At 59.0% G+C, this 25,974-nt stretch carries 15 protein-coding genes and 15 pseudogenes; 16 read left to right on the forward strand and 14 right to left on the reverse strand.

The window, feature by feature from the left end; translation table 11 throughout:
* The first annotated feature begins 20 nt into the window (after nt 1-20).
* Nucleotides 21-161, forward strand: a complete 141-nt coding sequence (locus tag ACVW1B_RS01470; RefSeq protein WP_253603630.1) for a hypothetical protein — start codon at nt 21-23, stop codon at nt 159-161.
* Nucleotides 162-244: 83 nt separating this feature from the next.
* Here the strand turns inward: ACVW1B_RS01470 and ACVW1B_RS01475 are convergent.
* From ACVW1B_RS01475 to tnpC, 3 genes and pseudogenes are all read right to left on the reverse strand, one after another.
* Nucleotides 245-699, reverse strand: a pseudogene (locus ACVW1B_RS01475) (ATP-binding protein); the annotation flags it as partial.
* 131 nt (nt 700-830) lie between these two features.
* Complete coding sequence (locus ACVW1B_RS01480) at nt 831-998, reverse strand: Mu transposase domain-containing protein (protein WP_253603628.1); 168 nt, start codon at nt 996-998, stop codon at nt 831-833.
* Nucleotides 999-1,194: 196 nt separating this feature from the next.
* Nucleotides 1,195-2,235 (reverse strand): annotated as a pseudogene (tnpC, locus tag ACVW1B_RS01485) (IS66 family transposase); the annotation flags it as partial.
* Between the two features lie 617 nt (nt 2,236-2,852).
* Between tnpC and ltrA the strand changes: the two are divergent.
* Nucleotides 2,853-4,049 carry a group II intron reverse transcriptase/maturase gene (ltrA, locus tag ACVW1B_RS01490; protein WP_253603626.1) on the forward strand — a complete coding sequence of 399 codons (1,197 nt, stop codon included), beginning with the start codon at nt 2,853-2,855 and terminating at the stop codon, nt 4,047-4,049.
* A 136-nt stretch (nt 4,050-4,185) separates the two neighbouring features.
* Here the strand turns inward: ltrA and ACVW1B_RS01495 are convergent.
* The 4 genes and pseudogenes from ACVW1B_RS01495 to ACVW1B_RS01510 form a co-directional block, all read right to left on the reverse strand.
* Nucleotides 4,186-4,793 (reverse strand): annotated as a pseudogene (locus ACVW1B_RS01495) (IS66 family transposase zinc-finger binding domain-containing protein); the annotation flags it as partial.
* A gap of 47 nt (nt 4,794-4,840) precedes the next feature.
* Nucleotides 4,841-5,188 (reverse strand): IS66 family insertion sequence element accessory protein TnpB, encoded by a 348-nt coding sequence (tnpB, locus tag ACVW1B_RS01500; RefSeq protein ID WP_253603624.1) that lies wholly within the window; start codon nt 5,186-5,188, stop codon nt 4,841-4,843.
* 81 nt (nt 5,189-5,269) lie between these two features.
* Nucleotides 5,270-5,581, reverse strand: a complete 312-nt coding sequence (locus ACVW1B_RS01505; protein WP_253603622.1) for a transposase — start codon at nt 5,579-5,581, stop codon at nt 5,270-5,272.
* Nucleotides 5,582-5,657: 76 nt separating this feature from the next.
* A pseudogene (locus ACVW1B_RS01510) lies at nt 5,658-6,202 on the reverse strand (hypothetical protein); the annotation flags it as partial.
* Between the two features lie 393 nt (nt 6,203-6,595).
* Here ACVW1B_RS01510 and ACVW1B_RS01515 point away from each other — a divergent pair.
* The 4 genes and pseudogenes from ACVW1B_RS01515 (at nt 6,596) to ACVW1B_RS01530 (ending at nt 10,767) form a co-directional block, all read left to right on the forward strand.
* Entirely contained in the window at nt 6,596-7,381 is a 786-nt protein-coding gene (locus tag ACVW1B_RS01515; RefSeq protein WP_253603621.1) for a class II aldolase/adducin family protein, read from the forward strand.
* A 619-nt stretch (nt 7,382-8,000) separates the two neighbouring features.
* Nucleotides 8,001-8,408, forward strand: a pseudogene (locus ACVW1B_RS01520) (class II aldolase/adducin family protein); the annotation flags it as partial.
* A 206-nt stretch (nt 8,409-8,614) separates the two neighbouring features.
* Nucleotides 8,615-9,111, forward strand: a pseudogene (locus ACVW1B_RS01525) (IS110 family transposase); the annotation flags it as partial.
* A gap of 111 nt (nt 9,112-9,222) precedes the next feature.
* Nucleotides 9,223-10,767, forward strand: a pseudogene (locus ACVW1B_RS01530) (ISL3 family transposase).
* A gap of 739 nt (nt 10,768-11,506) precedes the next feature.
* On the opposite strand, the gene ACVW1B_RS01535 reads toward ACVW1B_RS01530, so the two are convergent.
* The 4 genes from ACVW1B_RS01535 to ACVW1B_RS01550 form a co-directional block, all read right to left on the reverse strand.
* The gene (locus ACVW1B_RS01535; protein ID WP_256558532.1) at nt 11,507-12,295 is read right to left on the reverse strand and encodes an SDR family NAD(P)-dependent oxidoreductase; all 789 of its coding nucleotides are present in this window, start codon (nt 12,293-12,295) and stop codon (nt 11,507-11,509) included.
* 497 nt (nt 12,296-12,792) lie between these two features.
* Nucleotides 12,793-14,079: an aminotransferase class I/II-fold pyridoxal phosphate-dependent enzyme gene (locus ACVW1B_RS01540; RefSeq protein ID WP_253603615.1), complete on the reverse strand. Its 1,287-nt coding sequence runs from the start codon at nt 14,077-14,079 to the stop codon at nt 12,793-12,795.
* Between the two features lie 214 nt (nt 14,080-14,293).
* A complete protein-coding gene (locus ACVW1B_RS01545) occupies nt 14,294-15,667 on the reverse strand; it encodes an aspartate aminotransferase family protein (protein WP_253603613.1) in 1,374 nt (457 codons plus the stop codon).
* A 346-nt stretch (nt 15,668-16,013) separates the two neighbouring features.
* Nucleotides 16,014-16,715: a hypothetical protein gene (locus tag ACVW1B_RS01550; protein WP_253603611.1), complete on the reverse strand. Its 702-nt coding sequence runs from the start codon at nt 16,713-16,715 to the stop codon at nt 16,014-16,016.
* Nucleotides 16,716-17,376: 661 nt separating this feature from the next.
* Here ACVW1B_RS01550 and ACVW1B_RS01555 point away from each other — a divergent pair.
* Both ACVW1B_RS01555 and ACVW1B_RS01560 read left to right on the forward strand, forming a co-directional pair.
* Nucleotides 17,377-18,571 (forward strand): annotated as a pseudogene (locus ACVW1B_RS01555) (IS3 family transposase).
* A 42-nt stretch (nt 18,572-18,613) separates the two neighbouring features.
* Nucleotides 18,614-19,270, forward strand: a pseudogene (locus tag ACVW1B_RS01560) (transposase); the annotation flags it as partial.
* Between the two features lie 114 nt (nt 19,271-19,384).
* Here ACVW1B_RS01560 and ACVW1B_RS01565 read toward each other — a convergent pair.
* Nucleotides 19,385-19,837, reverse strand: a pseudogene (locus ACVW1B_RS01565) (ATP-binding protein); the annotation flags it as partial.
* Nucleotides 19,838-20,143: 306 nt separating this feature from the next.
* Between ACVW1B_RS01565 and ACVW1B_RS01570 the strand changes: the two are divergent.
* The 4 genes and pseudogenes from ACVW1B_RS01570 to ACVW1B_RS01585 all read left to right on the forward strand — a co-directional run bounded on the left by ACVW1B_RS01570 (nt 20,144) and on the right by ACVW1B_RS01585 (nt 23,404).
* Entirely contained in the window at nt 20,144-20,323 is a 180-nt protein-coding gene (locus ACVW1B_RS01570) for a hypothetical protein (protein ID WP_253635996.1), read from the forward strand.
* Nucleotides 20,316-20,828: a recombinase family protein gene (locus ACVW1B_RS01575; protein WP_309144985.1), complete on the forward strand. Its 513-nt coding sequence runs from the start codon at nt 20,316-20,318 to the stop codon at nt 20,826-20,828. Before ACVW1B_RS01570 ends, ACVW1B_RS01575 begins: the two co-directional genes overlap by 8 nt.
* Nucleotides 20,797-21,718: pseudogene (locus ACVW1B_RS01580) on the forward strand (IS630 family transposase). The gene ACVW1B_RS01575 and the pseudogene ACVW1B_RS01580 overlap by 32 nt, the downstream one beginning before the upstream one ends.
* A gap of 18 nt (nt 21,719-21,736) precedes the next feature.
* Nucleotides 21,737-23,404 carry a recombinase family protein gene (locus ACVW1B_RS01585; RefSeq protein ID WP_253603609.1) on the forward strand — a complete coding sequence of 556 codons (1,668 nt, stop codon included), beginning with the start codon at nt 21,737-21,739 and terminating at the stop codon, nt 23,402-23,404.
* A 16-nt stretch (nt 23,405-23,420) separates the two neighbouring features.
* Here ACVW1B_RS01585 and ACVW1B_RS01590 read toward each other — a convergent pair whose 3' ends face one another.
* Together ACVW1B_RS01590 and ACVW1B_RS01595 are read right to left on the reverse strand one after the other, a co-directional pair.
* On the reverse strand, nt 23,421-23,762 hold the full coding sequence (locus ACVW1B_RS01590; protein WP_175609018.1) for an ATP-binding protein: 342 nt from the start codon (nt 23,760-23,762) through the stop codon (nt 23,421-23,423).
* 17 nt (nt 23,763-23,779) lie between these two features.
* A pseudogene (locus ACVW1B_RS01595) lies at nt 23,780-24,688 on the reverse strand (Mu transposase domain-containing protein); the annotation flags it as partial.
* 20 nt (nt 24,689-24,708) lie between these two features.
* Here ACVW1B_RS01595 and ACVW1B_RS01600 point away from each other — a divergent pair.
* The 4 genes and pseudogenes from ACVW1B_RS01600 to ACVW1B_RS01615 all read left to right on the forward strand — a co-directional run.
* Nucleotides 24,709-24,963: pseudogene (locus ACVW1B_RS01600) on the forward strand (transposase); the annotation flags it as partial.
* The gene (locus ACVW1B_RS01605; RefSeq protein ID WP_253603509.1) at nt 24,960-25,304 is read left to right on the forward strand and encodes a transposase; all 345 of its coding nucleotides are present in this window, start codon (nt 24,960-24,962) and stop codon (nt 25,302-25,304) included. The pseudogene ACVW1B_RS01600 and the gene ACVW1B_RS01605, both read left to right, overlap by 4 nt.
* Nucleotides 25,305-25,333: 29 nt before the next feature.
* Nucleotides 25,334-25,597, forward strand: a pseudogene (locus tag ACVW1B_RS01610) (IS66 family transposase); the annotation flags it as partial.
* 106 nt (nt 25,598-25,703) lie between these two features.
* Nucleotides 25,704-25,965 (forward strand): annotated as a pseudogene (locus tag ACVW1B_RS01615) (ISNCY family transposase); the annotation flags it as partial.
* Nucleotides 25,966-25,974 lie beyond the last annotated feature (9 nt).

Raw genomic sequence — 25,974 nt, forward strand, 5'->3', positions numbered from 1 at the left:
TTTGACAAGTTGAGCCGCTCTTGGCCGTTGAGATCTGCCGCTCGTTCTCAGTCGCCACCAGTCAGGATGTGAACATTCCAGAGCCATCAATCAAGCAACACGCGCTGTTTCTTCTCAATGGCGCCGTCCGCAATATTGCCACCGAGCCGAACGGGCTCTGACCTGCCACTGCTTCCTCCGCAAGGAGTTAAATTCCAATCCGAAGGCGGACGGATAGGTGAACTGCCCGCAATTCATCCGTCAACAGGCGCGGGACGCGCTGGTAGAGGACGCAGCGATTGTCGCGGCAGGCCTTGTGGCCGAGCGCCGAGGCGGAGCCAGCTCTTGCCGACGACGGCCGGTCCGCAGATCAACAGGTTGGTTTGGTCGTCGATCCAGCGGCCTCGACAAGTTTGGCGAACAGCGCGCGGTCGAGCGGGATGTGGTAGTCGACGTCTTCAACATACGCCTGCTGGCGCAACTTTTGGCGTCGAGCAGGCGGGTGGCAAGCCGCTTGTTGTGGCGCAGCGAGGCTTCACGTTCGAGCAGCAGCGCGAGCCATTCGGCGTGGCCGAGACTCGCGGCCTCGCCGGTTGCTTCGATGTCGACGAAGGCCTTGGCCATGCCGTGGAGGCCGAGGGCGTTGAGGCGGTCGAGGGTCGGGTGGTGCGCAAGGGGTGGTCTCGTAATTGTAGTATCGTGGTCCGCGGATGTCGGCATGCAGGATCGGCGCGCCGCCCGCGGAGCGCTTGGGAGCGGGACGCCGATCGAGATTGTTGGCCAGGATCGATTTGACCGAACCGTAGGTGCACGCACCGATGTCGATTGCCGAGCGGCCGCGGCGCCAGCCGTTAGCGCGGATGCGCGGCGATCCGCTCGCCCTTGTCGAGGATCTCGACGATGCGGGCGGTAAGCCGCACCTCGACCTCGGCGCCCGCGAAGCGGTGCGGGACGCTGTAGCAATGCTTCTCCACCTCGACGTGGTAATCTGCTGACGCGGCGGATCCGCAACTCAGCATGCACTTAGGGGGCTTTCCGGCAAGGGTTTGAGCGCCGGCCGGTCGATCCTCCTCGAGCAGCCTGCGGCGGTCACGCCGCCGCCGGATCGGCCGCTCCTCATTCAGCCGCGTTAGCAGCGTACGCACACGACGAGGGCCGCCCGATTGACGCACTGCGCGCGGGTCTCGAGAGCGCTATGATGGCGTTGGGTGAAGATCAGGCGGCCCGCTGATCGGAGGGCTCTGCAGCCTGGCGCAGAAGCTTCCATTCCCAGGGCAGCAGTTCGTGCAGACGCGAAGTGGGAAGATCGGCGATACGGGTGAGGACGTCGGCAAGCCAGGCCTTTGGATCGACGTCATTGAGACGACACGTCGTGATCATCGTCAGCATGATGGCGGCACGGTTGGCCCCACGCTGGCTGCCGGCGAAGGTCCAGTTGCGCCGTCCCAAGGCGATGCCTCTCAATGCGCGTTCAGCGCAATTGTTGGTCAAGCAGATCCTGCCGTCGTCGAGGAAGCGGGCGAAGCCCTCCCAGCGCCTGAGCATGTAGTTGATCGGCTTCAGGACCTCGGACGAGCGCGAGAGGGTTTCGCGCTCGCGCAGCAGCCAGGCGTGCATGTCGTCGAGAAGCGGCTTGCTCTGTTCCTGGCGGACGGCGCGCCGGTCGTCAGCGTCACAGCCGTTGATGGCGCGCTCGATCTCGAACAACGCGTCCAGCCGCTTGACCGCCTCCAGTGCGATCGGGGAGACCGGTTTACCCTTCTTGCCCTCCCGAGCATTTTTCTCGATGTCAGCCAGCTCGAAGAAGCCTCGCCGGGCATGGGCAAAGCAATACGCCGGCGTAATTGGTAGTGTCTTCTTCTGCGGATCGAACAGCGGCTCGAAGCCGTTGTAGCAATCGGCTTGCAGGATGCCGGCGAAGGCGGCCAGATGCTTCTGGGGATGCTCGCCTCGTCGGTCACCCGAGGCGTAATAGACCGCCGCAGGCGGCGCAGGCCCGGCAAAGGGCCGATCATCCCGTACATACGTCCAGATCCGTCCGGTCGTGCACTTGCCCTTCGCCAGGATCCGGATGGTAGTGTCATCGCCATGAAGGCGCTCGGCAGCGAGCACATGGCGTTCGATCAGGTGGAAGAGCGGCATGACCGCGAAGGTCCCGTGGCCGACCTGGTCCGCCAGCGTCGACAACGACAGGTCGATCCTCTCGCTCTTGAAGCGCGCGCTTTGGCGGTTGAGCGGGATATGCATGCCGAACTGTGCGTCCAGCGAAGGCTGGCATGTTCAGCAGGAGTTAGTCCTGCCGGGGAAAAAGTTAGCTCCCCGTAGTGTGGATAGCAGAAAGGAGAGAAACCGAATTTCTGAAGCCTATCGACAAAGACTCCCTTGGGGAGCTCACGAGTCACCGGGCCGTATCAAAAGAGAACGCGCTGTGGCCTCGAAAATGCTCAGAACCGAAAGCCGAGCCCGCAGTTTAGGGGCGAAGGCAGCATGATCCGACGAATGCTAACTGATGCGACGGATCATTTCGGCGGGGTGAAAGCGACAGCACGGTGACAAGGACATGCAAAGCAACTGGAGAAGCCTTCCTCATCCCGGAGAGAAATCGCCGGAAGAAGGTAGGCCGTATAACCGGCGCCCCCGGGAAATCGGCCGAAGATGAGAAGGTGGCGGCCGGGTCCGCAGTAGCGCTGAAGCGGGGTAACACCCGTGGAGCGAAGGGACCCTGCCATTTGTGATGTCTCCAACGTAAGGAAGGCAAGGACGAGATGACAAAGGCGTCCATCGATTTGCAGGACCTGAGGCGGAGGCTATACGTCAAGGCGAAGGCTGAACCGTCTTGGCGTTTCTGGGGTCTATACGTCCACGTGTGTAAGATGGAGACGCTGCGCGCAGCGTATGAGATGGCGAAAGAAAACGACGGCGCTCCGGGAATAGACGGAGTGACGTTCGAAGCCATCGAAGCGCGAGGCGTGGAGTCGCTACTCGAACAATTACGGGACGAACTGATCGGGCGCAGCTATCAGCCACTCCCATCAAGGAAGCGGGAAATACCGAAGGACGGGGGCTCCAAGGTCCGCGTTCTGTCGCTTCCGGCTATTCGCGACAGAGTGGTGCAAGGCGCGCTCAAGCTCGTACTCGAACCTGTATTCGAGGCGGATTTCCAACCGGGATCGTTTGGATATCGGCCCAAGCGTACGGCACATGAAGCGATCAAGCGAGTTGCCCAGGCGGTAGCCGAGCGGAAGACGCGGATTCTCGACGTTGATTTGCGCGCCTATTTCGACAACATCCGGCACGATCGGATGCTAGAGAAGGTGGCTCTGCGAATCGACGACAAGGAAATTCTGCATCTGCTGCGGCTGATGCTGAAAGCATCTGGCAAGAAGGGGGTTCCACAGGGCGGGGTAATTTCACCCTTGCTCAGTAATCTCTACCTCAACGAGGTGGATAAGATGCTGGAGCGAGCGCGTGAGGTAACTCGTCGCGGCAAGTACACCAACGTCGAATATGCACGATTCGCTGACGATCTGGTGGTCTTGATCGACGCCCACAAGCGACATGACTGGCTGCTCGGTGCCATAGACAAGCGATTACGGGAAGAGTTCACCAAACTGCAGGTTGAAGTGAATGATGAGAAGAGCCGCATAGTCGATCTGGAACGAGGCGAGAGCTTGGGCTTTCTGGGATTCGACTTCCGCTACCTCCGCAGTCTGCGCGGAGTGATGCGGCCGTATTACACGCCCAAGCTCAAAAAGCGGACGGCGCTTCTGCGGGGGCTCAAGGAAGTGTTTCGCCGCCACCGGTCGCAACCGATTGGCCGGGTGATAAGCCTGATCAATCCGAAGCTCCGAGGGTGGGTAAACTACTTCGCGATGGGCGATTCCGGTAAATGTTTCGCCTACATCAGAAACTGGGTAGAGAAGAAGGTCAGACGCCATCTGGCGAAGGCTCGGAAACGAAAAGGCTTCGGCTGGAAGCAGTGGAGTAGGTCGTGGCTGTACGATACCTTGAAGCTGTTTAATGGCTACCGGGCGAGTACTGGCAAGGCGAAAGCCGCTCCAGCACGATAGGTCAAATAAGCCTTGGTGCGAAGCAAATGGGAGCGCGTAGTGCGGGAAATCCGCATGCTGCGTGCGATGTGGCGGGGGCTGGAAACGTGTGCGATCGAAAATTTGGTCGAGCGGCGCGCCAGTCCTCGACCCTACTGTCGAACAGGATGGTCGCCAGCAATTGTGGACCGATGAAGCCGCGCGGCGTGGCATGGAACGACTGATCGTCTCGCAATCGCGGCAGGTGAACTTCTCGCGTACCGTCTCTATGACCTTGAAGCGGCGCGGGATCTCCTCCAGCGTCTTGGTCACATCCTCGCCGATCTTCGCCAGCCGTGATCCACCGCAGCAGGCGCAGGTCGTTGGAGCTTCAACGACGCGCTCGTGTTCGATATCGTCCGGCCAAGGCTTGCGCACCGGCCGCTTACGCGTGAAGGGACGGACGTTCTGCGTCTTCGCCGCCGCCGCCTGAGCGGCAAGCTCATCCTCGCTCGCCGTGGTTACGAGTTCCTCGAGCTCCAACTCCAACTGCTCGAGCAGCCGTGCCGAGCGCTCGGATCGCTGCCCGTGCAGTTCGCGCTTGAGCTTCTCGATCCGCAGCTCAAGATGTGCGATCAGCGCTTCGTTGTCCGACAGCTCCGCCCGCGCACTGGCGGCATCCGCGACGGCGACATCGCGCTCAGCCTGCAACATCTCTCGCTCGGCCAGCAGCGCAAGGTAGGCGCTCGCGAGGTCAGAAAGAAGATCGTCCGGCTTCGATGTCATGAAGCCATTGAATCAGATCGAGCAGCAGATTCAAATCGTAAAAGCGGCTATCCGACCCGCGTCGGCCGATGGGTTTCTTGAGGGTTACGCCAATCGATTCCGGACAACAGGTAGCTCATCTGAGCCGGCGAGATCGTCACAGCTTCACCCGCAACCGATGGCCAGACGAACTTTCCTCTCTCGAGTCTCTTGGTGAACAGGCATGCTCCCTGGCCATCGTGCCAGATCACCTTCACAAGATCGCTTCGGCGACCCCCGAAGACGAACAGATGACCGCTGAGCGGGTCCTTGCGCAGCACCTCCTGCACCTGGAGTGCCAACGACGGAAAGCCTCGGCGCATGTCCGTGTAGCCTGTCGCGAGCCACACTCGCGCGCCCGTGGGAACTGGGATCATCGGCGGACCAAAGCATCGAGAACACGACGTAGCGCGTCTCCATCAACGTCGCCATCGACCCGGATGTGCCCGGTACCAAGATCAATCTCGATGATGCCGTGGCTCTTGCGTCGACGCGTCGTCGTCGTCAACGGCGCTTCGGCCACCTCCCGCAGTGGCGCGGACGACCCCAATCTCGACCGGAACAAACGGCGCTATGCTCGCTTCGCCGTGCCTGCAAAGCTCCTTGCGCCACCTGAACAGCTGGCTCACATGAAGCCCGGCCACGCGAGCCACCTCGGAAACATTGGCGCCGGGCTCCAGCGACGCTGCAACAAGCCGTTCCTTCTCATCTTGCGACCAGCGGCGCCGCCGCTCGAACGACGTGATCACCTCCGCCCTCGAAATCGTCATAGCGCTTCTCCTAGGATTACCCCTAGGACCTGCAGCGATCGCGTTCGTCAAACAAGGCGGCCCTCAACGGAGGGATACTTAGCAGCTCGCCGATCGCCGCGTTGACCTCGGCGAGGCTGTGGAAGGTGCGATGGCGCGGGCGACCGAGCAGCCAGCGCTCGACGACGAGCACGGCTTGCTCGACCTTGGCCTTATCGCGAGGCTTGCGCGGCCGCGCCGGCGGCGGTGCCGCATCGTGACCGACAGGCGGCCCTCCCAGGCGCGGTAGAGCTCGCAGAAGCGCGAGCGCCGGTACCCGCCGGGCTCGGCGGCAATGTACTCCTCCCACAGGATCGACAGCGTCATGTGCTTGCGCTTGAGCTCGCGGTGCACGGCTGCCCAGTCGGGCTCGGCGAGGCGCCGATGCCCGTGCTGGTTGCTGGTGCCGGACTTGGCGAACAGCCGCGCTTCCAAGACTGCGTCGATCATATCGTGCGGCAGCGGCTAAGTCAGGCCCGCGGCCTCGAACCGGCCGGATCGTCAGCCGCACCGACGAGGCGGCTGCTCCCACCGCCGCGCAATCTCGCGGCTCGGCAGCCCCGCAGGTTTTATCCTGATCACATCGCGCACAGACCGTCGCAAGCCTCTCCGTCGGCATCCAGGGTCTTCCTTCGCAACGCCGAAAGGGACGACCGTATGGGAGCCAAAAGAGGGCTCGTCACCCGGCCGACATCATCTCGGAATAGCGGGCGACATCGAGCGGAATCCGCATTTGCCTTCTCTGCCGCAGAAATAAATGCAGCACTTCTGGACCCTCAATTGCTTAGAATCCGCGATGGGCTCTGAAAATCGACGCCTCTCGGATTTGGGGGGGGAGAAGATCTTGTAAACAGCAGCTTTACACGGTATCTGGCCTGTGACAACGCCAACAAACGCGGGCTTTAGGGCGTCGTTAGTCATCACGCTGACCTTATGAGAATCCTCCGACGACAGCGGCAACGCTTGTCCTAAAACTCCCCCCGATTGAGGATCGTCATGTCTATGTATGAGCCAAAGACGGAACGCAGCCAATTCTCACAAGCGGAATGGGATCAACGGGTTGACATGGCAGCTGCCCATCGACTCGCCCATCTTCAGGGATTCTCCGAAGGAATATTCAATCACCTGACGGCGATAGTACCGGATCATCCCGATCAGTACTTGTGTTTGCCCTTCGGCATGCACTGGTCGGAGGCTACCGCGAGCTGCTTCCTCTCGGTCGATTTCAACAAGAGGGTCATCAAAGGGCGGGGTGAGGTGGAGCGGTCATCCTACGGCATCCACGTGCCGATCCATCGGATGCGGCCGGATGCTCCCTATGTCTTCCACATACATGCGCCCTACGCGAGCGCGCTCACTCGCTTAGAAGATTCGCGGCTATTGCCGATTGGGCAGACAGAAGCGAGCTTCATTCACGACATAGCGTATGATGTCAGATATTCGGGATTCGGGAGTACCCCGGGAGAAGGCGATCGGTTGGGCAAAGTTCTAGGCGGCAAATCGATCCTGTTCATGGGAAATCACGGCATCGTTGTGCTTGGCCGCACCGTGGGCGAAGCGTATGATCGCATGTACTATTTGGAGCGTGCATGCCAAACGCAGCTCTACGCGATGTGGACAGGAAAAAAGTTAAGGCCCATTTCAGACGAGATCGCCTTGAAAATGGGAGCTCCGCTAAACTACAAGGAGTTGAAATATGGTGGCCGTGCGCATTTCGATCTTCATTTTGATGCATTGAAGCGGCTACTCAGCGGCGAACCCAAAACTCGGTTCGACGAGTAAGTATTTAAGAACATAGCATGCTTTATCGAAGGGTGCGCATTGGGTCTTTACAATTGGTGCGAGCATCATATTGCAGGAACATTCCAGGGTACGGGAATGAGTAGCGAGGACTTCAGTCTGTTTGGTGACACGGCGGGCATCTCGTAGCAGGCTCGAATTTTTCGTGGCCGCCCCCAATGTGAGTACAACTCGTCTCTCTTATCCAACCGCATCGGGTCGTCGGCCGCGCCGGCCCAGACGTTTGCGACGCCGGTACGCATGAACCGCCGCTACGGATGGCAGAGGAGTACACAGTGCGGCTCGCGAATTTGTTGAGATAGCCGTGACAGAGGCTCGAGGGCAGGGCCACGAGGATCGCCAATTGCAGCATCAGTGGATACGACCATTCAAAGGAGAGAATTTAAATGCCAATTAAAGATCTGTCCTCGGTACCGATCCAGTTCCGTGAAAATCTGCCGAATGGCGGGCGAGGGTCGATCTTGCGGCGGCCCATTGGCTAGCAGTCTTGCACGATCTGAGTGAGGCATTTTCAACTACTTGACCATGGTGGTGGCCGGGCAAGTCTCGGTTCTTACTGATCCCATTCGGCATGCATTAGTCGGAGCCCACCGCCAGCTCGTTCCTGGAGGTGAGCTATGAGGTCACGACCTTGAGCGGCGAGGGTGACATGGAGCGCTGCTCGGTCTGCATCCACGCCGCCATTCGCCGCCTCAGTCCGAAGGCGGCTGTGATCTTCCATACCCACATGCCGTATGCCAACGCGCTCACCCGAGTCCAAAACCAGCGCATATTTCCGATCGGTCAGACTGAAGTTAGCATGATGGACAGAATCGCCGATGACGACCATTACCCAAGCTTCGCGCACGAGCCCGAGGAAGGCGGGCGCCTTGCGAAGCTTCTGCACGACAAATCAACTCTGTTCATGGCCAACCACGGCGTGCTGGTCACCGGCGAGACGGTAGGTGAGGCCTACGACCGGCTGTACTACTTAGAGCGTGCCTGTCAGGTGCAGGTGTACGCGACGTGAACACATCCAGCGAGCTCATTTCGACGCGATGGAGCGCAAGGGAGGCGCGGACTACAGGAGCTGAGACAGGTGCCCCTCCGATCGCAGAACTAGATGCCCCAATGGGGCTGCTCTGAGCAAGGGGTGATGATGGTGGTTGTCCCCGATAGATGATGAAAGGGGCACGACTTGAGTCAGCCCCAAGCATCTGGAGACGGAGGACAGCCGTGGAGAACTCTGCCGGAATTGACGTGTCATTGGAACTGTCGAGCGTATGCGTTGTGGATGCGCAGGTAAGATCCTGAAGAAAGCGAAGGTAGGAACCCGGCGCCTTAGTCGAATTTTTTGAGAGGCTTGGCTTTGCAGTAAAGCGGATCGGGCTGGAAGCGGGGCCGCTCTCGCAATGGCTGCATCCGAGCCTGAAAAGAGCAGGCTTCAAGACGGTTCTGCTCGAAACGCGGCATGTGAAGGCCACATTGTCAGCGATGACGGTGAAGACTGATCGCAAGGATGCGCGGGATGCACAGTTGATCCAGATGGATGGTTCCGGCCGGTATACGCAGAGTCGGTCGATGCGCAGGAGATCCGGGCCCTACTGATCGCATGCAAACAGCTTCTCGGGCGGCTGATCGACATGGAGTTGACTATCCGCGGGATTTTGCGTGGCTTTGGGCTGAAGGTTGGCTCGGTGACGCGGAAGAATTTCGAAAGGGGGATCCGAGAGTGTCAATCGGCGTTCAAATTCGCGCCCTCATCGGCGTCCAATATTGGCTCTGACTCACTTTTGATGCAGTTTGGGGGATGTCTGACGCTTTGATTGGGGAGAATCAGCGCCATGCAGCAGGCACTCCAGCGCTCCAATCTGGTGCCGAGTGGGTTTGTTGTAGAGAGTGCGTACTTCGAAGGTGATAAGGCCGTGATTGCGGTCCGGGCGTCGGGAAGTGTTGTCTGTGTCCATCGTGCGGAACGGTTTCTCGACGTGTCCATAGCCGGTATCGGCGACGCGTGACCGATCTGCCGCTCTCGGGGCGGATCGTCCAACTCCTGGTAATCGCCCGCCGCTTCCGCTGCGATGCCATCCTATGCAGGCGCCAGATCTTCATCGAGCGCTTCGTCGAAGGGGTACTGGCGCCATCGGCGCGACGGACGGCAAGACTGGCTCCATCGTCCATCATCTCGGTCTGGCGCTTGGCGGTCGACCGGCAGCAGGCTTTGCAAAGCGGCTAATGCTGCCAGTGAGCAAAGATTGGCTTCTTCGGGTAGTTCGGCGCCGCAGCCGTCCCCCAGCTGACCCGCTCAGGGTTATCGGTATTGATGACGCGTCGCAATCACCGATACGCCAGCATCGTCTGCAACCTGGAAAGGCACCGGGTGGTCACCCTGCTACCGGATCGTGAACCAGCTACCGCCCAAGCCTGGCTCTCTGCTCATCCCACGATCGCGATTGTCGCCCGCGATCGTGGTGGAGGATATGGCGAAGCCACGGCAAAAGCGCTGCCGCACGCGGTACAGGTCGCCGATCGTTGGCATCTGATGGAGAACGCCAGTCGGGCCTTCCTCGATGCCGTGCGCAAATCGATGCGCCAGATACGCATCGTCATCGGTGCGACCACGATCGATCACAAGCTGCTCACAGCCGCCGAGCGCTTCCAATATGAGGGCTATCTACGCCGCGAGGAGACTAACGCGGCTATCCTGGCTCTGTCGAAGAACGGCATACCTATCAAGCAGATCGTGCGTCAGACCGGCCATAGCAGGAAGCTGGTGCGACAGGTGGTCCGCGGAAACATCACGACGTCTTCCGAACCAGGCAAAGCTCGTTGGATCTGCACTTGCCATGGCTCGACGATCAATGGGCGCGTCCGGCTGCCGCAATGGAGCTGAACTTTGGCGCCGTTTAATAGCGCATGGCTTTCGTGGCTCGCTCCGCGTCATCAGCGAGTGGGCGACCCGCAGGCGAAGAGCCGAGAAACCGACGCGCAAACCCTTCAGCAGATCCCGTCGGCCAGGACGATCGCGCGTCTCATGACAATCGGGCGTGACTTGCTTACGAAAGGGGAGACGGTCACGGTCACGGCGATCGATCTGGCGCACCAACGTTGGTCGAGGCGCGCGAGATCATCGCTGAATTCCACTTGATGGTCCGGCGCAAGGTTGAGGTGGGACTTACCCCTGGATCGAGCGAGCCCGCGCAAGTCTTGTAGCTTCGTTCGCCAACGGCGTCGCCGAGGATGAGGCGGCAGTGCGGGCCGCTATCACTTCGCCCCGGTCCAACGGGCAGACTGAAGGTCAGATTACGCGCCTCAAGCTCGTTAGGCGTCAAATGTACGGTCGCGGGAAAATCGATCTGCTCCAAGCCAGACTAATCGGCGCAGAATAATCGGAACTGCACCAAAATTGCGTTAGGGCCAATATTGCCCCCTTCGCGCGGCGTGGTTTGGCGGTAGCGCTCGGCTCGTCGGAACTGGCCGGGATCGCGGAGACGAGCGCGGACTACGTGATCAACGTCGCGGTTTTGAATCGTCAGTTGTTATTGCCGGTCTTGACGATGTCGAAATGGTCGTCGATCGATCAAACAGCGCAGTTTCGTCTTATTCTAGCGTCATCGAACGCGCTGAGTCATTCGCCAAACACAAGATGGTAGTGACGATGACCGAGGCACATTGGTAGAGCTTGCCGACGAGATAGATCAGCCGCTGGCCGGCGGCCCGAGCAAAGAGTAAATATCTTTTCGTCAGGACGATGAAATCCATCCGGGGTCAGAAGTTCGGCAAGCCGCCCCTGGCCCTCCAGTGCGAGTCTCGATCTCGAGGCCGTTAACGACGTCGACTGGGTTGTAGAAGCGGTCCCCAGCACCAGATCAGATGCAGCTTTTCGCAAGGGAATGGCGACCGGCCGAACCGGTCGGCAGGCCATAGCGGCTTTCCCGGCCCCGGTCCCTGCCGAGTCTTACACGGCGAAGGCTTTAGCGGAATATGTTTTCGACTTTCTAGAGGGTGTCGTAGCCCGAGTTGAGGAGACGCACGTTAAAGTAGATTCATGTCCATCTTACGGCAAATCTACAATGCGCCCGTCAAGCGCGAAGTATGTTATCGCGCCAAAATCCGGTATCGATAAGCTTAGGCTGCGAACTCGCCGCCGGTGATATCGATCGTTGCACCGGTGATAAAACCCGCCATCGGCGAAGCCAGAAAGCCTGCGACGTAGGCCACCTCTTCGGCTGTTCCGAAACGGCCGACCGGAATACGACCAAGAGCGGTACGGTTGGCTGCGGCCTCGGGCGGTCCAGTCAGATCACTGAGAACACGCCCAGGTGCAATACAATTAACAGTAATGCCGTGTGGAGCGAGATCACGCGCAGCAGCCCGAGTTAATCCGACCAATCCTGCTTTCGATGCGGCATAGTGCGGACCGGCGATCATTGGCATGGCACGGCCTGCAAGCGAACTGACATTGATAACGCGTCCGAAGCCTCTTGCAATCATCGCCGGCGCCAATAGCCGTAAGAGAATGAAGGGGCCCTTGAGGTTGACGTCGATGACCCGCGCCCACTCCTCGAGGGACGTCTGCGATAGCCAGGGTGCATCCTGGTCCACGCGCTTGGGGGATATGCCTGCATTGTTCACCAAAATGGCAATCTCGCCCCAACGGGTCCGAATCCGATCAACAAATCCTCGCACCTCGTCGTCTCGCGTTACATCGACCGCCTCGGCATAGAGACGATTCGCCGGACAGCTTAGAATTTGAATTGCCCGTTCCACATGCTCCGCTCTAGTCGCCACAAAAGCGACTTGATAGCCGTCGGCCAAGAGCCGACGTGTGATCGCAAGCCCAATTCCTCGTGCCCCTCCGGTCACGAGTGCAATGTGTCGGTCGGCTTGGGCTCCGATCTTTTTCGATTGTAGCATTAGTTGTCAACCAGCAGCGTCATGGGATATCTGCTCCAGCGGCGGTTCAGCAAATTTCACAATTGGGCGGAATTCTTTCGGATGAGAATCTTGGAATAGGCGGCGTGGTGAGATGGCCGTTAGCCGATAGCAGTATTTGAGGTTGCAACTTATCCTCGTGAATCTTGTCGAGCATGCGCTTGTGCGCTTCTTTAAGAACGCGATAACGAATTCCTGAGGCTGGTTGTCTCCAGATGGCTAGTGATGTAACCTGGGCTAAGGACAACAGGTCCGCGCGGCGGAAGATCCGGCGACCAGAATGAGCTGGGACAGGACATCGCGCATTGGTATGGTAGCGAGCGTCCTCGCGCGCGCCCAAGCCCGCTTCAACAATCCGTAGATGCGTTGAAGGCCGACTGATGGATCGAGGATTGACACCCCACGGTCCTCGTTGTGCAACGGCAATAGTCGGACTAGGCCACCTCATGGAGATTAATTTCACTCAACAGCTGCTACCATCAAGGGATGGCTGACGCCATATGGGCCTTGGCAGTCGCGCTAGGTACTCTATCCAAGATGCAATCGCACAGTTGCTTTATGTCGCCGACCTCATGGTCGGCTGTAATGCACACACGAATCCCTGCTTTTCCCCGCGCAACAGTCGGAAAGAATGTAACTGAAGTATAGAACCCAGCGTTGAGAAGCTCTGCAGCGATCGCAATCGCCTTGGCTTCCGATCCGATGGAGATCATTCTGATCGGAAGTGAATTACCTTGCTCGGCGGTCGCCACACGACGGTCGAAGACCTGAATCCGTTGAGCCAACCGTCCTTGCCGATCCCTGAGCTCTACCGAGCGATGAATCTTGCACGAGCCAAGCGCGGCGCCAACCGCCGCCAAATTCGGAGCAACCGAAAACGCATACGGAATGGAGTAGCGTCGAAACAGAGCCTCCTGGTCGGCCGTTCCGAGCATCAATATGCCGCCTGATGCGCCGAATCCTTTGCCCAGCGAAGCCGCAATAATCGTGCGGTCATCCAGCACTTGTGGAAACTGAGATCGAGCAAATCCTTCGCCCTGGTGCCCAAACAACGATATACCGTGAGCATCGTCAATATACAGAAAGAGCCCATAACGTTCCTGAAGCTGCCGTAGTTCCTTGACCGGCGAGGTTCCTCCCATCGAGTAGACACCATCGCACACATAGACGACCACCGGATGTTCGCGGCACAAGCGTTCCAACGAGTCGATGTCGTTGTGCGCAATCGTTTCTACTCGCGTTTCATCAGCGACTACTGGCTTGTGATAGGCAAGAGAGACGTGCGCAATGCGATCGAACACGACGACCGGTTTGCTCCCGCCTGTCAATTGACCGGAAGCAAGGAGGGGCATCGCCCCGAGATTAGCGAGCATTACTGTGGAAAAGGCGATGACGCGCGCACAAAACATGTTCGACAAAGTTGCCTCAAGCTCTGCTAGAAGGTCGAAGTTGAGTCGCGTTCGTGCGCAGGACCAGTGCAATGAGCAATGTGCCTGAATGGCCTCTATCGCGCCTGCGACCACTACCGGATGGTTGTCCAGACCCAGGTAGGAGCATCGCACAAAATCAATCACTCGGGATCGCCCTTCAAACGAGCCGGTTCCTAGAGCAAAAGCGCGGCCCGTCGTGGAACGTCCGTGCACCGCCATGAGACCAGCCGAATGGGCCGCATCAAAATACTTCCGGCTCTCGTTGATGACGTAGCCCGTATTTCGAAACAGCCGCCTCGCCTGGCCAACACTGGAGAGTTCGCTTCGCGGTTGCATTTCATTCTCCATTACATCTGCCAAGCTGCAGTGCCGATTGCGTAAATGAGCAGACAGGCTGCTTGATGATGCCTGAACAATATACCGTCAGCCGATCAGGCCCTTGGTTCAAACCAACTAAGCCACCGTCCATGCCGCTTGTGCAGCTACCAAATCGAAGGGCCCGCAGTGCTGGAGAGCGGGTGTGCCGCCGATAGCGTGCCCGTTGTTTTCGTCAGGTGCGCACCTCGATCTCGCCCAGCATGTCTTGATGGCTATCAAGAAAACCTGCAAACACATCGACGATCATGTCGATGTCGCCGCGAACCATCGGCGTAGAGATTGAAGCGACAGCACCATGTGGAAGGATGATGCCGTTCGCCGCAAAAAAGGACGTAAGATGCTTCATTAGAGTTGCCCCAGCGGGAGCGGGTTGAGCCTCACGGTAGTCATTGGGAATTTGTGCCATCGGATGAATTCGAAAGAGTGAAGTGGCTCCGGTCACGCACAGCGGCGCTCGCCGGGTTGAGATGGCCTGGTCAATCCCACCTCTGACCATGTTGCCGAGCATCTCCAGATATGCAAAGGCCGCATGATCCAGATGCCGCATGGCAGAAAGCCCTGCTGTCATGGAGAGAGGATTGGCTGAAAATGTGCCGCCTTGCGGAAGAATCGGCCTGCCCGCTGACGCATCAAATGTTTTCATCACGTCCGCACGCCCACCGATTGCTCCAATAGGCAAACCGCCGCCAATGATCTTGCCCATCGTGAGGAGGTCCGGAATGAGCCCATAGCGAGCGGAAGCCCCTAGGAAACTCTGCCTGAGATTCAGCACTTCGTCAGCAATAACCAGAATGCCCATTTTACGGGCAGTTTCCTGAATCGCAGCAATGAATTCAGGCTTCGGCGCAATTAGACCGCCTCGGCTTGGCATTGGATCAAAGACAACGGCGGCAAGCTGATGCGCATGCAATGACAATAATCGGCGTACACCTTCAAAGTCATTGAAGCGGAGTACAACCACTTCATCGAGCACGCTTACCGGCGTCCCACGATAAACGGCCGTTGAGATGGGTGCGTTGGGATCACCCCAGTTATCCGGCGTCGCCGCCAGACTCACCTCCGCCCAGTCGTAGGCGCCGTGATAGGCGCCTTCGACCTTCGCGATTTTAGAACGTCCCGTGAAGGCCCGGGCAGCCTTGATTGCAAACAGTATGGCCTCAGTCCCTGTATTGACGAAGCGAACACGCTCAACCTGCGGAATCCGGCCGCAGAGTAGTTCGGCGAGCTCGATCTCGCTCTCCGTGGGATTCGCGAAGCAGCTGCCGCGCTCGAGTTGATGTGTTAAGGCTTCCACCACGGGCGCGAAGGAATGGCCATGGATCAACGTGGTGAAGTTGCAATTGAGATCGAGAAACCTGCGGCCATCGACATCAAACACATAGCTACCCGCTCCGCGATCGATATAGAGTGGGACCGGATCCCGCTCGATGGTTATTCGGGACGTGCCATCAGGAAAAACTAACTGCGCGCGAGCAAAGTTAGCTTTAGACTTCTGCCCAGCAGGCCCGTTTACATCCACATTAAAGCCTTTAAACCTCTTGCTCACGGCATCCATCGACCTAGTTGTTACTTCTGAAAGTGGCCGAGGCGCATGCCCGAAGGCTTCGCTCGGGAGCGCTTGCCATTCAGCGAGGGTACCCGTGGCAGCGAGCCGATCAGGGGACGCCCAAGCATGAAGGTGGGATAAAGGACTAACTAGGCGCCCTTACCCAAGTAACCTTCTCGACTATCCGAACACGCCTTCCCGCTGACAGACGCAACAACCGATTCGTGATTTCAGCATCGCTGCGGGACATCATCATGCCGCGGTGTGCGTCGCGGGACACTGCCGGCAATCTGGGCCGCACAGCATTGTTGGGTACGGGGAATCCATGCTGGCGAGAGCCTGAAAGTCAAATGAGGTTCGGTTCTGTTGTAAGATCAATAAGGGCCCTCAACTCCTCTCCGGTTAGCCAAACAAGCAAGTCGTCATCCAGAATATCTTCTTCGACCAGTTGTAACATCGAGCCGCCGAGTTCATGATGAGTATGCTCGTATTGAGCAAGAACGCCCTTATCCAGTGTCCAGCGCCCTGCAAGTCCACATATGAAGTCGGGAGCCCACATGGTAAAAGACAAGCCGCGTAGTAAGGCAGCCATTATCTTTGGCAGGCCCTTTCCTCTAAAGTCTTTACGCAACCAAAAATCCCCGTGATAGGCCACTTTCCCGCTAATTTTCTTCGCGCTAGGTGCCGTGCAAGTACAACGGTCCTGAGGATGCGCATGTTTGCTAGGATCAGCATAAAACGCCCTCAAGGATTGTAGATGTTCTGCAAGGTTGCTGTGGGAAAGGTCATAGAGTCGAGCAGCTTCTACGAGCGCGACCTCGTTATACTTGTCGATGCCCACCATCCAATATCCCTCGCCCAGTTTAATTGGCGAGCGATCTGGCCGAAAATTTGGATACGTTGGCTTCTTGGTTGGAAGAGACCGAGTGATCGAGACATACTTGTGGAAATCGAACCCCATTGAAAGCTTGATACCTTTTTGGATGGCAAGCTCGTCATACACGCTAAGGAAGCGTGAAACTTGCAACGGATTGACTACGCCTATCATTTCCGCACCTTCTGATGTGCTACATCTTAGCCTGTGCGCCGAGCCTGCCGTCTGACAGATACAGTGCTAAGAATAGATCGAGACACTACCTACTCAGGTGAGGACATGTTAAATGAAGAGGCCTTGACATATTCTAGAATCAAAGTGCTTTTGAGGAGTGGCGACGTGAGTGGGCTGCAGCTTCTGCAGATCATGATTTTGGGCCAATCGGACTAGAAGCTGGCCGTCTTCTATTTGTTGCGGGTCGTGCTCTGGTATCCGTTGGGTCTGGCGCAAACGTCTTGCTGAGCTTGCCGATCAAGATGACAACCGTTGTAGGGCACTACTATTCGAAGAGGTGCCCATTATTCACGATCGATTAGGCTACCTACCATGACCGCCAACCGGCTCAAGAGATCTTGCAGGTCTCGATTAGCGGTGCGCTGACTACGCAGCGTTCGGCGCCGCCGCCAGTACAGCAAACAGTGCGTGTTTTTGCAAGTGAGCTTGGTGCCACGGATCGACCGTGTCATTGTCGGTATCCCTCCGTTGAGGCTTACGATTGCCGACATTTTTTGAGGTGCAGTGAGCCGATAAACTTGAGTCGCCAGAATCGCTTGTGATTCTTTTGACCTGCCCCTGAGTATTTCCTCCAGAGTCCGGCCTGAGCAAGGACGGACAGATGAAGCGAGCAAGGTTCACGGAAGAGCAGATTATCGCAGTGTTGAATGAGCATAGGGCTGGGGCGACGACAGCTGACCTGGCTCGCAACACGGAGTCTCCGAAGCGACGATCTACAATTGGAAGGCCAAATTCGGCGGCATGGAAGCTTCCGAAGCCAAGCGGCTGAAGTCGCTCGAGGATGAGAACGCGAAGCTGAAGAAGCTTTTGGCCGAGCAGATGCTCGACGCGGCCGCCCTTCGCGAGCTTCTGTCAAAAAAATGGTAGGGCACGCCGCCAAGCGCGCCGCTGTGGCGCACCTGAAGGCCATGATGGGCCTGTCGGAGCGACGGGCCTGCACGATCGTCGACGCGGATCGGAGGATGGTCCGTTACCGATCTTGCCGCACTCCGGGATACGGATCTTCGTGCCCGGCTGCGCGACCTTGCTCACGAGCGCCGACGGTTCGGCTACCGTCGACTGTTCGTCCTGCTGCGACGGGAGGGCGAGCCATCAGGGATCAACCGCATTCACCGGATCTATCGGGAAGAAGGGCTGACGGTCCGCAAGCGTCGGGCTCGCCGCAAGGCCATGGGGTGCCGGGCACCGATCCTGGTGGAAGCAAAGCCGAATGCGCGCTGGTCGCTGGACTTCGTCCACGACCAGTTCGCCAATGGACGACGCTTCCGCATCCTCAACATCGTCGACGATGTCACCAAGGAATGTCTGGGCGCCATTCCTGACACATCGATCTCGGGCCGGCGTGTGGCGCGGGAACTGACGACGATGTCGCCCGCCGCGGCAAACCCGGCCTGATCGTCTCCGACAACGGCACCGAGCTCACCTGCAACGCCATGCTCGCCTGGTGCAAGGAAACCGGCATCGACTGGCACTTCATCGCACCGGGCAAACCGATGCAGAACGGCTTCGTCGAGAGCTTTAACGGCCGGATGCGCGACGAGCTCCTCAATGAGACGCTGTTCTTCGATCTCAACGACACCAGGACCAAACTCGCGGCATGGGTCGCCGACTACAATGGCGAGCGCCCTCATTCGTCGCTGCAATACCTCACGCCCGCGGCCTACGCCGCCACTCTCACCGCAACGGACGCTCGGCTGCGCAGCCCCGACCAGCTCCGCCGATCGTCCGTTGCTCCACCCGCGCCACTTGGCGTACAAACTGATCTGAGGCCGGCAAACTGGACCATTTTTGGCTAGAGCTTTGCGCGTCGATTCCCGGGCTGGGAGGAGCGAAGGACGATGAAGGCCTCGAGGTTTTCGGACGCCCAGAAGGCGTTCATCCTGAAGCAGGGCAGTGACGCGGTTGCGGTAGGCGGAGATCTGCCGCAAGGCCTGGATCAGCCAGGCGACCTACTTCAACTGGAAGAAGAAATACGACGGGCTGCTGCCGACGGAGATGCGACGGCTGAAGCAGCTCGAGGAGGAGAACGGCAAGCTGAAGAAGCTGGTGGCGGACCTGTCGCTCGACAAGGAGATGCTGCAGGATGTGATCCGCCGATAGCTATGAAGCCTGGCCGGAAGCAGCAAGCTGGTCGACGAGGTCTGTGGCGAGTGGCAGGTGTCGATCCGCAGGGCCTGTGACGCTCTCGAGTTTGACCGCTCGACCTGTCACTACAGCCCCGTCGCTCCGGCCAGGCTGCCCTCGAACAGAAGATCAAGGAGATCTGTCATGTCCGCATTCGCTACGGCTACCGTCGTGTTCACGTCCTGCTCCGCCACGAGGGCTGGCGCCATGGGCAAAACAAGACGCGCCGCATCTATCGCGAATTGGGCCTGCAATTGCGCAACAAGACGCCCAAGCGCCGGGTCAAGGCCAAGCTGCGCGATGACCGCAGGCCGGCCACACGATCGAACGAGACCTGGGCAATGGACTTCGTCCATGACCAGCTGGCGACGGTGCGTATTTCGCAAAAACGGGACAGTGGTTTCGCTAACTGACGGACAGCAGTTTCGCTAGCTAAATCGCGGACAGCGTGGCGGCGCTGGCTTTTGGTTGCCTGGTTGTTGAAGTCAGTTGGTATTCGTTTCGCTGTTTTCGACGTCGGTCAAGGGGCGCGCGGCTTTTTTCCTTCGCATGCTGTCGCCTTCGAGGGCGATACGGTGGGAGTTGTGGATGATCCGGTCGAGGATAGCATCTGCGATGGTTGGCTCGCCGATCATGTCGTGCCATTGGGCAACGGGCAGCTGAGCGGTAATCAAGGTCGATTTGCGCCTGTAGCGCTCTTCGAAGATTTCGAGGAGATCAAGGCGCTGCTGATCATTGAGGGTGTGGGTGCCCCAGTCGTCGAGGATGAGCAACTGGACCCGTGCGAGCTTGTCGATGAGGCGCGGGAAGCGACCATCGAGACGGGCCATGGCGAGGTCTTCGAACAAGCGCGGCATACGCAAATAAAGGACGGAATGATCGAGCCTGGCCGCCTGGCGTCCGAAGGCACATGTCAACCAGGTTTTGCCAGTCCCGGACGAGCACGCGACATAGTACCCAAGAACATCCGTTCGAAGTTGTCATTCAATATCGACATCATCCACGCGCTGGTGAGCGCGTCATTGCTTTGAGGCGCGTTATTCACGGGGCTCGCCATCACTTCGTGATCGAACAGCCCGACGGCTCTCGCGCCTTGCTGCCGGCATGGATGACTGAGAATTCCGCCGCGGCACTGCCGACGGTTGAAGTCCCTCGGCTTCCCCCGGATTCGTTGCGCGCACTTCGCGGCCTCGTTGATGCACAGCGCGTATCGTCGTCACCATCATCTGGAACGAGTCGGACGGTTGGAGGTGATGCTGGAACAGCAATGGCGACAGCTCGATCTGGCGGCGGTCACGGCAGCCACAGTCCAGCACCAGCGGCTCGATCCGCTGATTCGTTTGGAAGTCACAAGTCTGCTCAAACTTCTTCTCGACGAATGCAGCACCGCCCGCGCAAAGGTGACGGAGGCGGACAATGAATAAGATAACGTCTGATCATTTATCACGCAGCGCCTATGTCTATGTGCGGCAATCGACCCCGGACCAACTCGTCAATAATCCTGAGAGCCGTCGGCGTCAGTACGCGCTCGCAACTCGCGCACAGCTGCTTGGCTGGGAAAACGTCATCGTCATCGATGATGACCTTGGTCGCTCGGGGGGCGGCACAGCGCGTCCCGGCTTTGAGCGCTTGCTGACCGCGATCTGCACCGGAAGCGCCGGCGCTGTGCTGGCCGTCGAGGCTTCCCGCCTGGCCCGTAATGGCCGCGACTGGCACACACTTCTGGAGTTCTGCACGCTGGTGAACAGCCTGATCATTGATGAGGACGGCGTTTACGATCCAAAGCTCACCAATGACCGACTGCTGCTAGAGCATGTTGTTTTTTCGCAGAATCGGGATTCCCAGCGGGAGCGATTTCTGATTCAAACTCCGTGCTGGAGAACGGGGGCCAGCATGGATGACGCGACCCTATTCAGAAGACCTTCGTGAACGGGCTCTGGCGCGAGCTGATGCAGGAGAGACAGTTCGTTCGATTGCAGAGGCGCTTCAGATCAGCCCGTCCTGTGTAACGAAGTGGAAGAATCTGAGACGGGAGACTGGGGGCGTTTCGCCCGGCAAGATCGGCGGTCACAAGAAGCCGGTTCTGTCCGGTGCCAATGCTGATTGGCTGCGCAAGCGCGTTCTCTCGGGACCATTCACTTTGCGGAAGCTGACACAGGAACTGGCGGCGCGCGGGATCAAGACCGATGTGCGGGCGGTGTGGACGTTTGTGCATGCCGAAGGGCTGAGCTTCAAAAAAAACGATCCTGCCAGTCGAACAAGATCGCCCCGACATCGCCCGTAAGCGGACACGCTGGAAGGCCCATCAAGGCAAGATTGACGCTTCACGCCTGATCTTTATCGACGAGACCTGGCTGCGCGGTTGGGGACCGAGTGGACAGCGGCTCCAAGCATCCGCGCCTTTCGGTCACTGGAAGACCATGACTTTCATCGCAGCGCTGCGGCACGACTAGATCAGCGCACCTTGGGTCATCGACGGCCCCATCAATGGCGAACTCTTCACCCTCTATGTCGAGAAGGTGTTGGCCCCAACTCTGGCAAAAGGTGAGGTCGTCATCCTCGACAATCTTGGCAGTCACAAGGGCAAGTCCGCTCGCAATGCGATCCGCGCCACCGGAGCGCACCTGCTCTTCCTGCCGCCCTACAGTCCCGATCTCAATCCGATCGAACAGGTCTTCGCCAAGCTCAAACATCTGATGCGAGCCGCAGAACCGCGCGATGTCGAGGCAACCTGGCGCAAGGTCGGCGAACTCCTCGACCTCTTTTCTGCACAAGAGTGCGCCAACTATCTCAAAAACTCAGGCTATGTTTCCGTATAAAAACAGCGTGCTCTAGGTATGAAGGGGACGTTCAGCGAACTGGAACTAACGATCTTGCGCCAGCGCTCACAAGAAGCACTGCGCCTCAAGGCAGTACGTGGCGATCTTCACACGAGTGTGGCCGTCGGCTACGTGCGCAGCAGCGACGACAGGCTTGAGCTGGATCCGGACAGACGGGTGCGCGAGGCGCTCCATTTGGCGTTCCGTAAGTTTGCCGAGTTTGGCAGCGTGCGCCAGGTCGCGATTTGGTTATGCGATAACGGCATCAAGATGCCGATTGTCGTGTATGGTCCACGCGGCCGAATGGTGGAGTGGCGGCTGCCACGCTACAATACGATTCACCGGCTGCTGACCAATCCGATCTATGCTGGCGCTTACGTATTTGGTCGGACCGGCTCGCAGGTTCGAATCGAAGCCGGCCGCAAGCTGGTCACCCGTAATGTACGGCGAACGCAGAAAGACTGGGAAGTTCTGATTCGTGATCATCACGACGGCTACATCTCCTGGCAGGATTACGAGAACAATCAACGGAGCATCAACGGGAACGCTAACATGAAGGGCGCGATGGTGCCGGGATCGGTGCGCAATGGCGGTGGATTGCTGGTCGGCCTGTTGCGTTGTGGACGTTGCGGTCGCAAGCTCAAAGTGCAGCATAATGGGCTGCGAGGTGTTGCGCGCTACCTTTGCAACGATGCCAGCGTTAATCACGGAAGACGAACGAAGTGCATTGCGTTTGGCAATGTGCGAATCGATGCAGCTGTGTCGGCCGAGGTATTATCGGTGATTGCGCCTCTCGGCCTTGACGCTGCTCTGCAAGCAATCGCGCACCGCGAGCGCGCCGGCCGAGAGCGGCTGCAGCACATAGAGCTTGCGCTCGAGCAGGCACGCTATGAAGCGGCTCGCGCACACCGACAATATGATGCGGTTGATCCAGAAAACCGCCTGGTCGCTGGAGATATCGAGCGGCGGTGGAATGAACGGCTTGCGGAAGTGGCGCGCCTCGAAGATGATCTTCGCATTGCCCGCGACAAACAGCCGCCCACTCTAACCGACGCAGAACGCGCAGAGATTCTTGGACTAGGGACAGACGTGGAGCGCCTGTGGAGCCATCCGGCAGCCTCGGTTGCGACACGAAAGCGGATATTGAGAGCGGTTCTCGAAGAGATCATCGTCACCGTCGAGCCACGAATATTGCACCTAAAATTGCACTGGAAGGGGGGCGACCACGCTGCGCTCGAAGTTGTGAAGAACCGGGCCGGACAGCATCGGTGGAAGACCGATGCTTCAACTGAACAGCTGATCCGTGATCTGGCTCGTTTGCTGCCGGACGGGAGCATTGCGTCCGTTCTTAATCGGCTTGGCACACGCACGGCCAAAGGCAACACGTGGACCCAGCAACGCGTTTGCGTCTTCCGCAACGACCACAACATCCCTGTCTACCGAGATGGCGAACGCGCCGAGCGTGGAGAGCTGATCCTGCACGAGGCTGCAAGCCGTTTGGGTCTCAGCAAGATGACGGTGGTGCGACTAATCAAGGATGGTATCCTGCCGGCCAAACAGAGTTGCGTAGGCGCACCGTATGTGATCCGGGAGATTGACCTGAATCGGCAGGAAGTCCGTCATGCGGTGACCAATGGTCGCGCAGTATCACAAGATCCGCGGCAACGAAGCTTCGATTATCAATGACATAGCGAGATGTGCATCATGCCACCAGCCCGGTCAGGCCGGTGATGATGAAGTTCTCATGGGCTTTCAGCCAGGCGCCTTGCGCCAGCTGCAGGGTGTTGCGCCGGTCAAGGCCGCGGCGGGACGCGAAGTCGACGTCTTCGATACAGGCGTCGACGAAGCGCAGCTTGGCTGCGGCCAGCCGATTGGTCAGGCGCCGGTCGGCACGCATGGCGGCTTCGCGATCGAGCATCAGGCCGAGCCACTCGTCGCGGCTGAGATCGGCGGCATTGTCCTGTTCGGCCAATTGCCGGTAGGCGGCCGCCATTCCGGCAAGGCCGAGCGCCTGCATCTGCTCGAGGGTCGGGTGGGTCAGCATCGCGATGTTCCTTTCCTTCATTGATAATAGCCCCCACCACGGATGTTGGCGTGCGAGGGGGTGGCTTTGACGGAGGCGGCAGCAGGGCTCGCGCGGTCGAGCCCGGATTTGAGGATCGCGCTCACCGAGGAGTAGCTGATCGCGTTGATGACGAGTGCCCGCTCGCAGGCCGCTTCGAGCCGATCGCGCTCGTAGCGCCGCGCCAGGGCGATGATCCCCTGCTCGGGATGTGGGCGCTCACGCATCATCCGCTCGACCAGAGTGGCGGCGTTGACGCCGATCCGCGCTGCCATCTTGATCAAGCTCGCCGGCGTCATATTGGCATAACGCTGATGGGCCTTGGGCATGTGCTCGTTCACGGTGACATGGCCGCTGCGCTGAGAGCGGCGCACATGGCTGGCAACACGCGTGTGATCCTGGAAGATCTCGACGGCTCGATAGGTGAGCCGGATGTCCACCCGACGGCCGATCAGCCGGTGCGGCACCGAGTAAAAGGTCTTGTCGACTTCGACGCGATAATCGGGGTGGACCTTCGCCGTTTTCCACTCGGCGTATTCGAACGGCTCGCCCGGCAGCGGCGTCAACGCAGCGCGCTCGATCTCCTCGAACAGCTGCCGGCGGGATTTGCCGATATGGCGCATCGGCCGATGGTTCAACTCCTCCAGCAGACCGCCGATCGCAGTATTGAGATCGGTCAGGTTGAAGAAGCGCCGATGGCGCAGCCGTGCCAGGATCCAGCGCTCAACAATCAGCACCGCGCCTTCAACCTTGCCCTTGTCGCGCGGCTTGCGGCTGCGGGTCGGCAAAATCGTCGTGTCGTAGTGCTCGGCCATGGCGGCAAAGGTTTGGTTGAGCGTCGGCTCGAACCACAACGCCTTGACGACCCCGGCCTTCAGATTGTCGCAGACGATCGCCTTGGGAACTCCGCTCGGTCGAGCGTCGGCGCCGGTGGTCGCAGGATGAGAAAGAACGGCTTGTTGCAGCATCGCTCGAGCCCAGCGCCGGTGTTTCTGAGGCGGCTCGCATGGCCGGGCTTCATGTGAGCCAGTTGTTCAGGTGGCGCAAGGAGCTTTGCAGGGTAAGCGGCAAGGAGACCCGTCTGGCGCAGGGGGTGAGCGATCGGCTATCGGCTGCTGAGTTTGTGAGCCGATGTGAGCTTCTATGTCTGCGCCTAGTTCTGAAACTAGAACCTTCCATATGATCGAAGCGGTAGCCGAGCGTCTTGAGGGACCGCCGCGGCAGCTTCGCCGATGCTGGTCGGACGAGTTTAAGGCGCAAGTCGTGACAGAGGCGCTGGAGCCTGCGAGTGTCTCGGCGATCGCCCGGCGGATTGGCATTCACCCGTCGCAGCTGTTTGCCTGGCGCCCTGATGCTCGGGCGGAACGACATTATCGCGAGCGGCACTCGAGTTGCGGGGGTGAGGTGGCGTCTGTGGCAGGCGCGGTGATCGAAATTGCCATTGGCGAGGTGATCGTGCGTGCCGGCGTGGACGTCGACGAGACGCAGTTGCAGCGGGTGATCCGGGCGGTGCGTTCGGCATGATCCCGTCCGGCGTGAAGGTGTTCCTGGCCAGCCATGCCAGGGATGACCGAACCCTTGGCCGCGACGGTCCCCCGATGGTGGCTTGTCGCTTCGAAGACAGCCGCTCCGGCGAATGCGCGGTCCGGCACCTCAATGGTTATCGCGGCATCCTGCAGGTTGATGGATACGCCGCCTATAACAAGCTGGCGCGATCCGATCGCGGCAATGATGGCGTTACCTTGGCTGGCTGCTGGTCACACTGCAGACCGGTGATCACTCGACGCGACGATTGGAATCGCCTTCCTGTCTGGCATCAAGCATGGCATTTGCCATCGTTCCACTTCCACCGATCCGCTCGTGCCGGGCTGTATCGCGCGCTAGCCGAGGGATACCTAGGGGGGAGCCTCGCGTCGGTTATGCTTGTTCGTGAACTTTTTCCAGCCGTCGTTCAAATTGATAAGAAAGGAGCGCGACCCGCAAAACATACAGCCCCCGCGATCCACATCAGCGGCTGGTTGCCGAAACAAGAAGACCTGATGTCGTCCGCGCGCGCGTCAATGAGGTCTATGCCGGCCTGGATACGGTCGCCTTACTACGCGATGTCCGAACTGTGCAGGAGAGGCTAGCCAGTCTCCCCGACGCCTCTCCGGCAAGGCGGCCAATTATGGCGCCGCCGATTGAATAGTTTTTG

It is taken from the genome of Bradyrhizobium sp. USDA 4502, assembly GCF_054063355.1.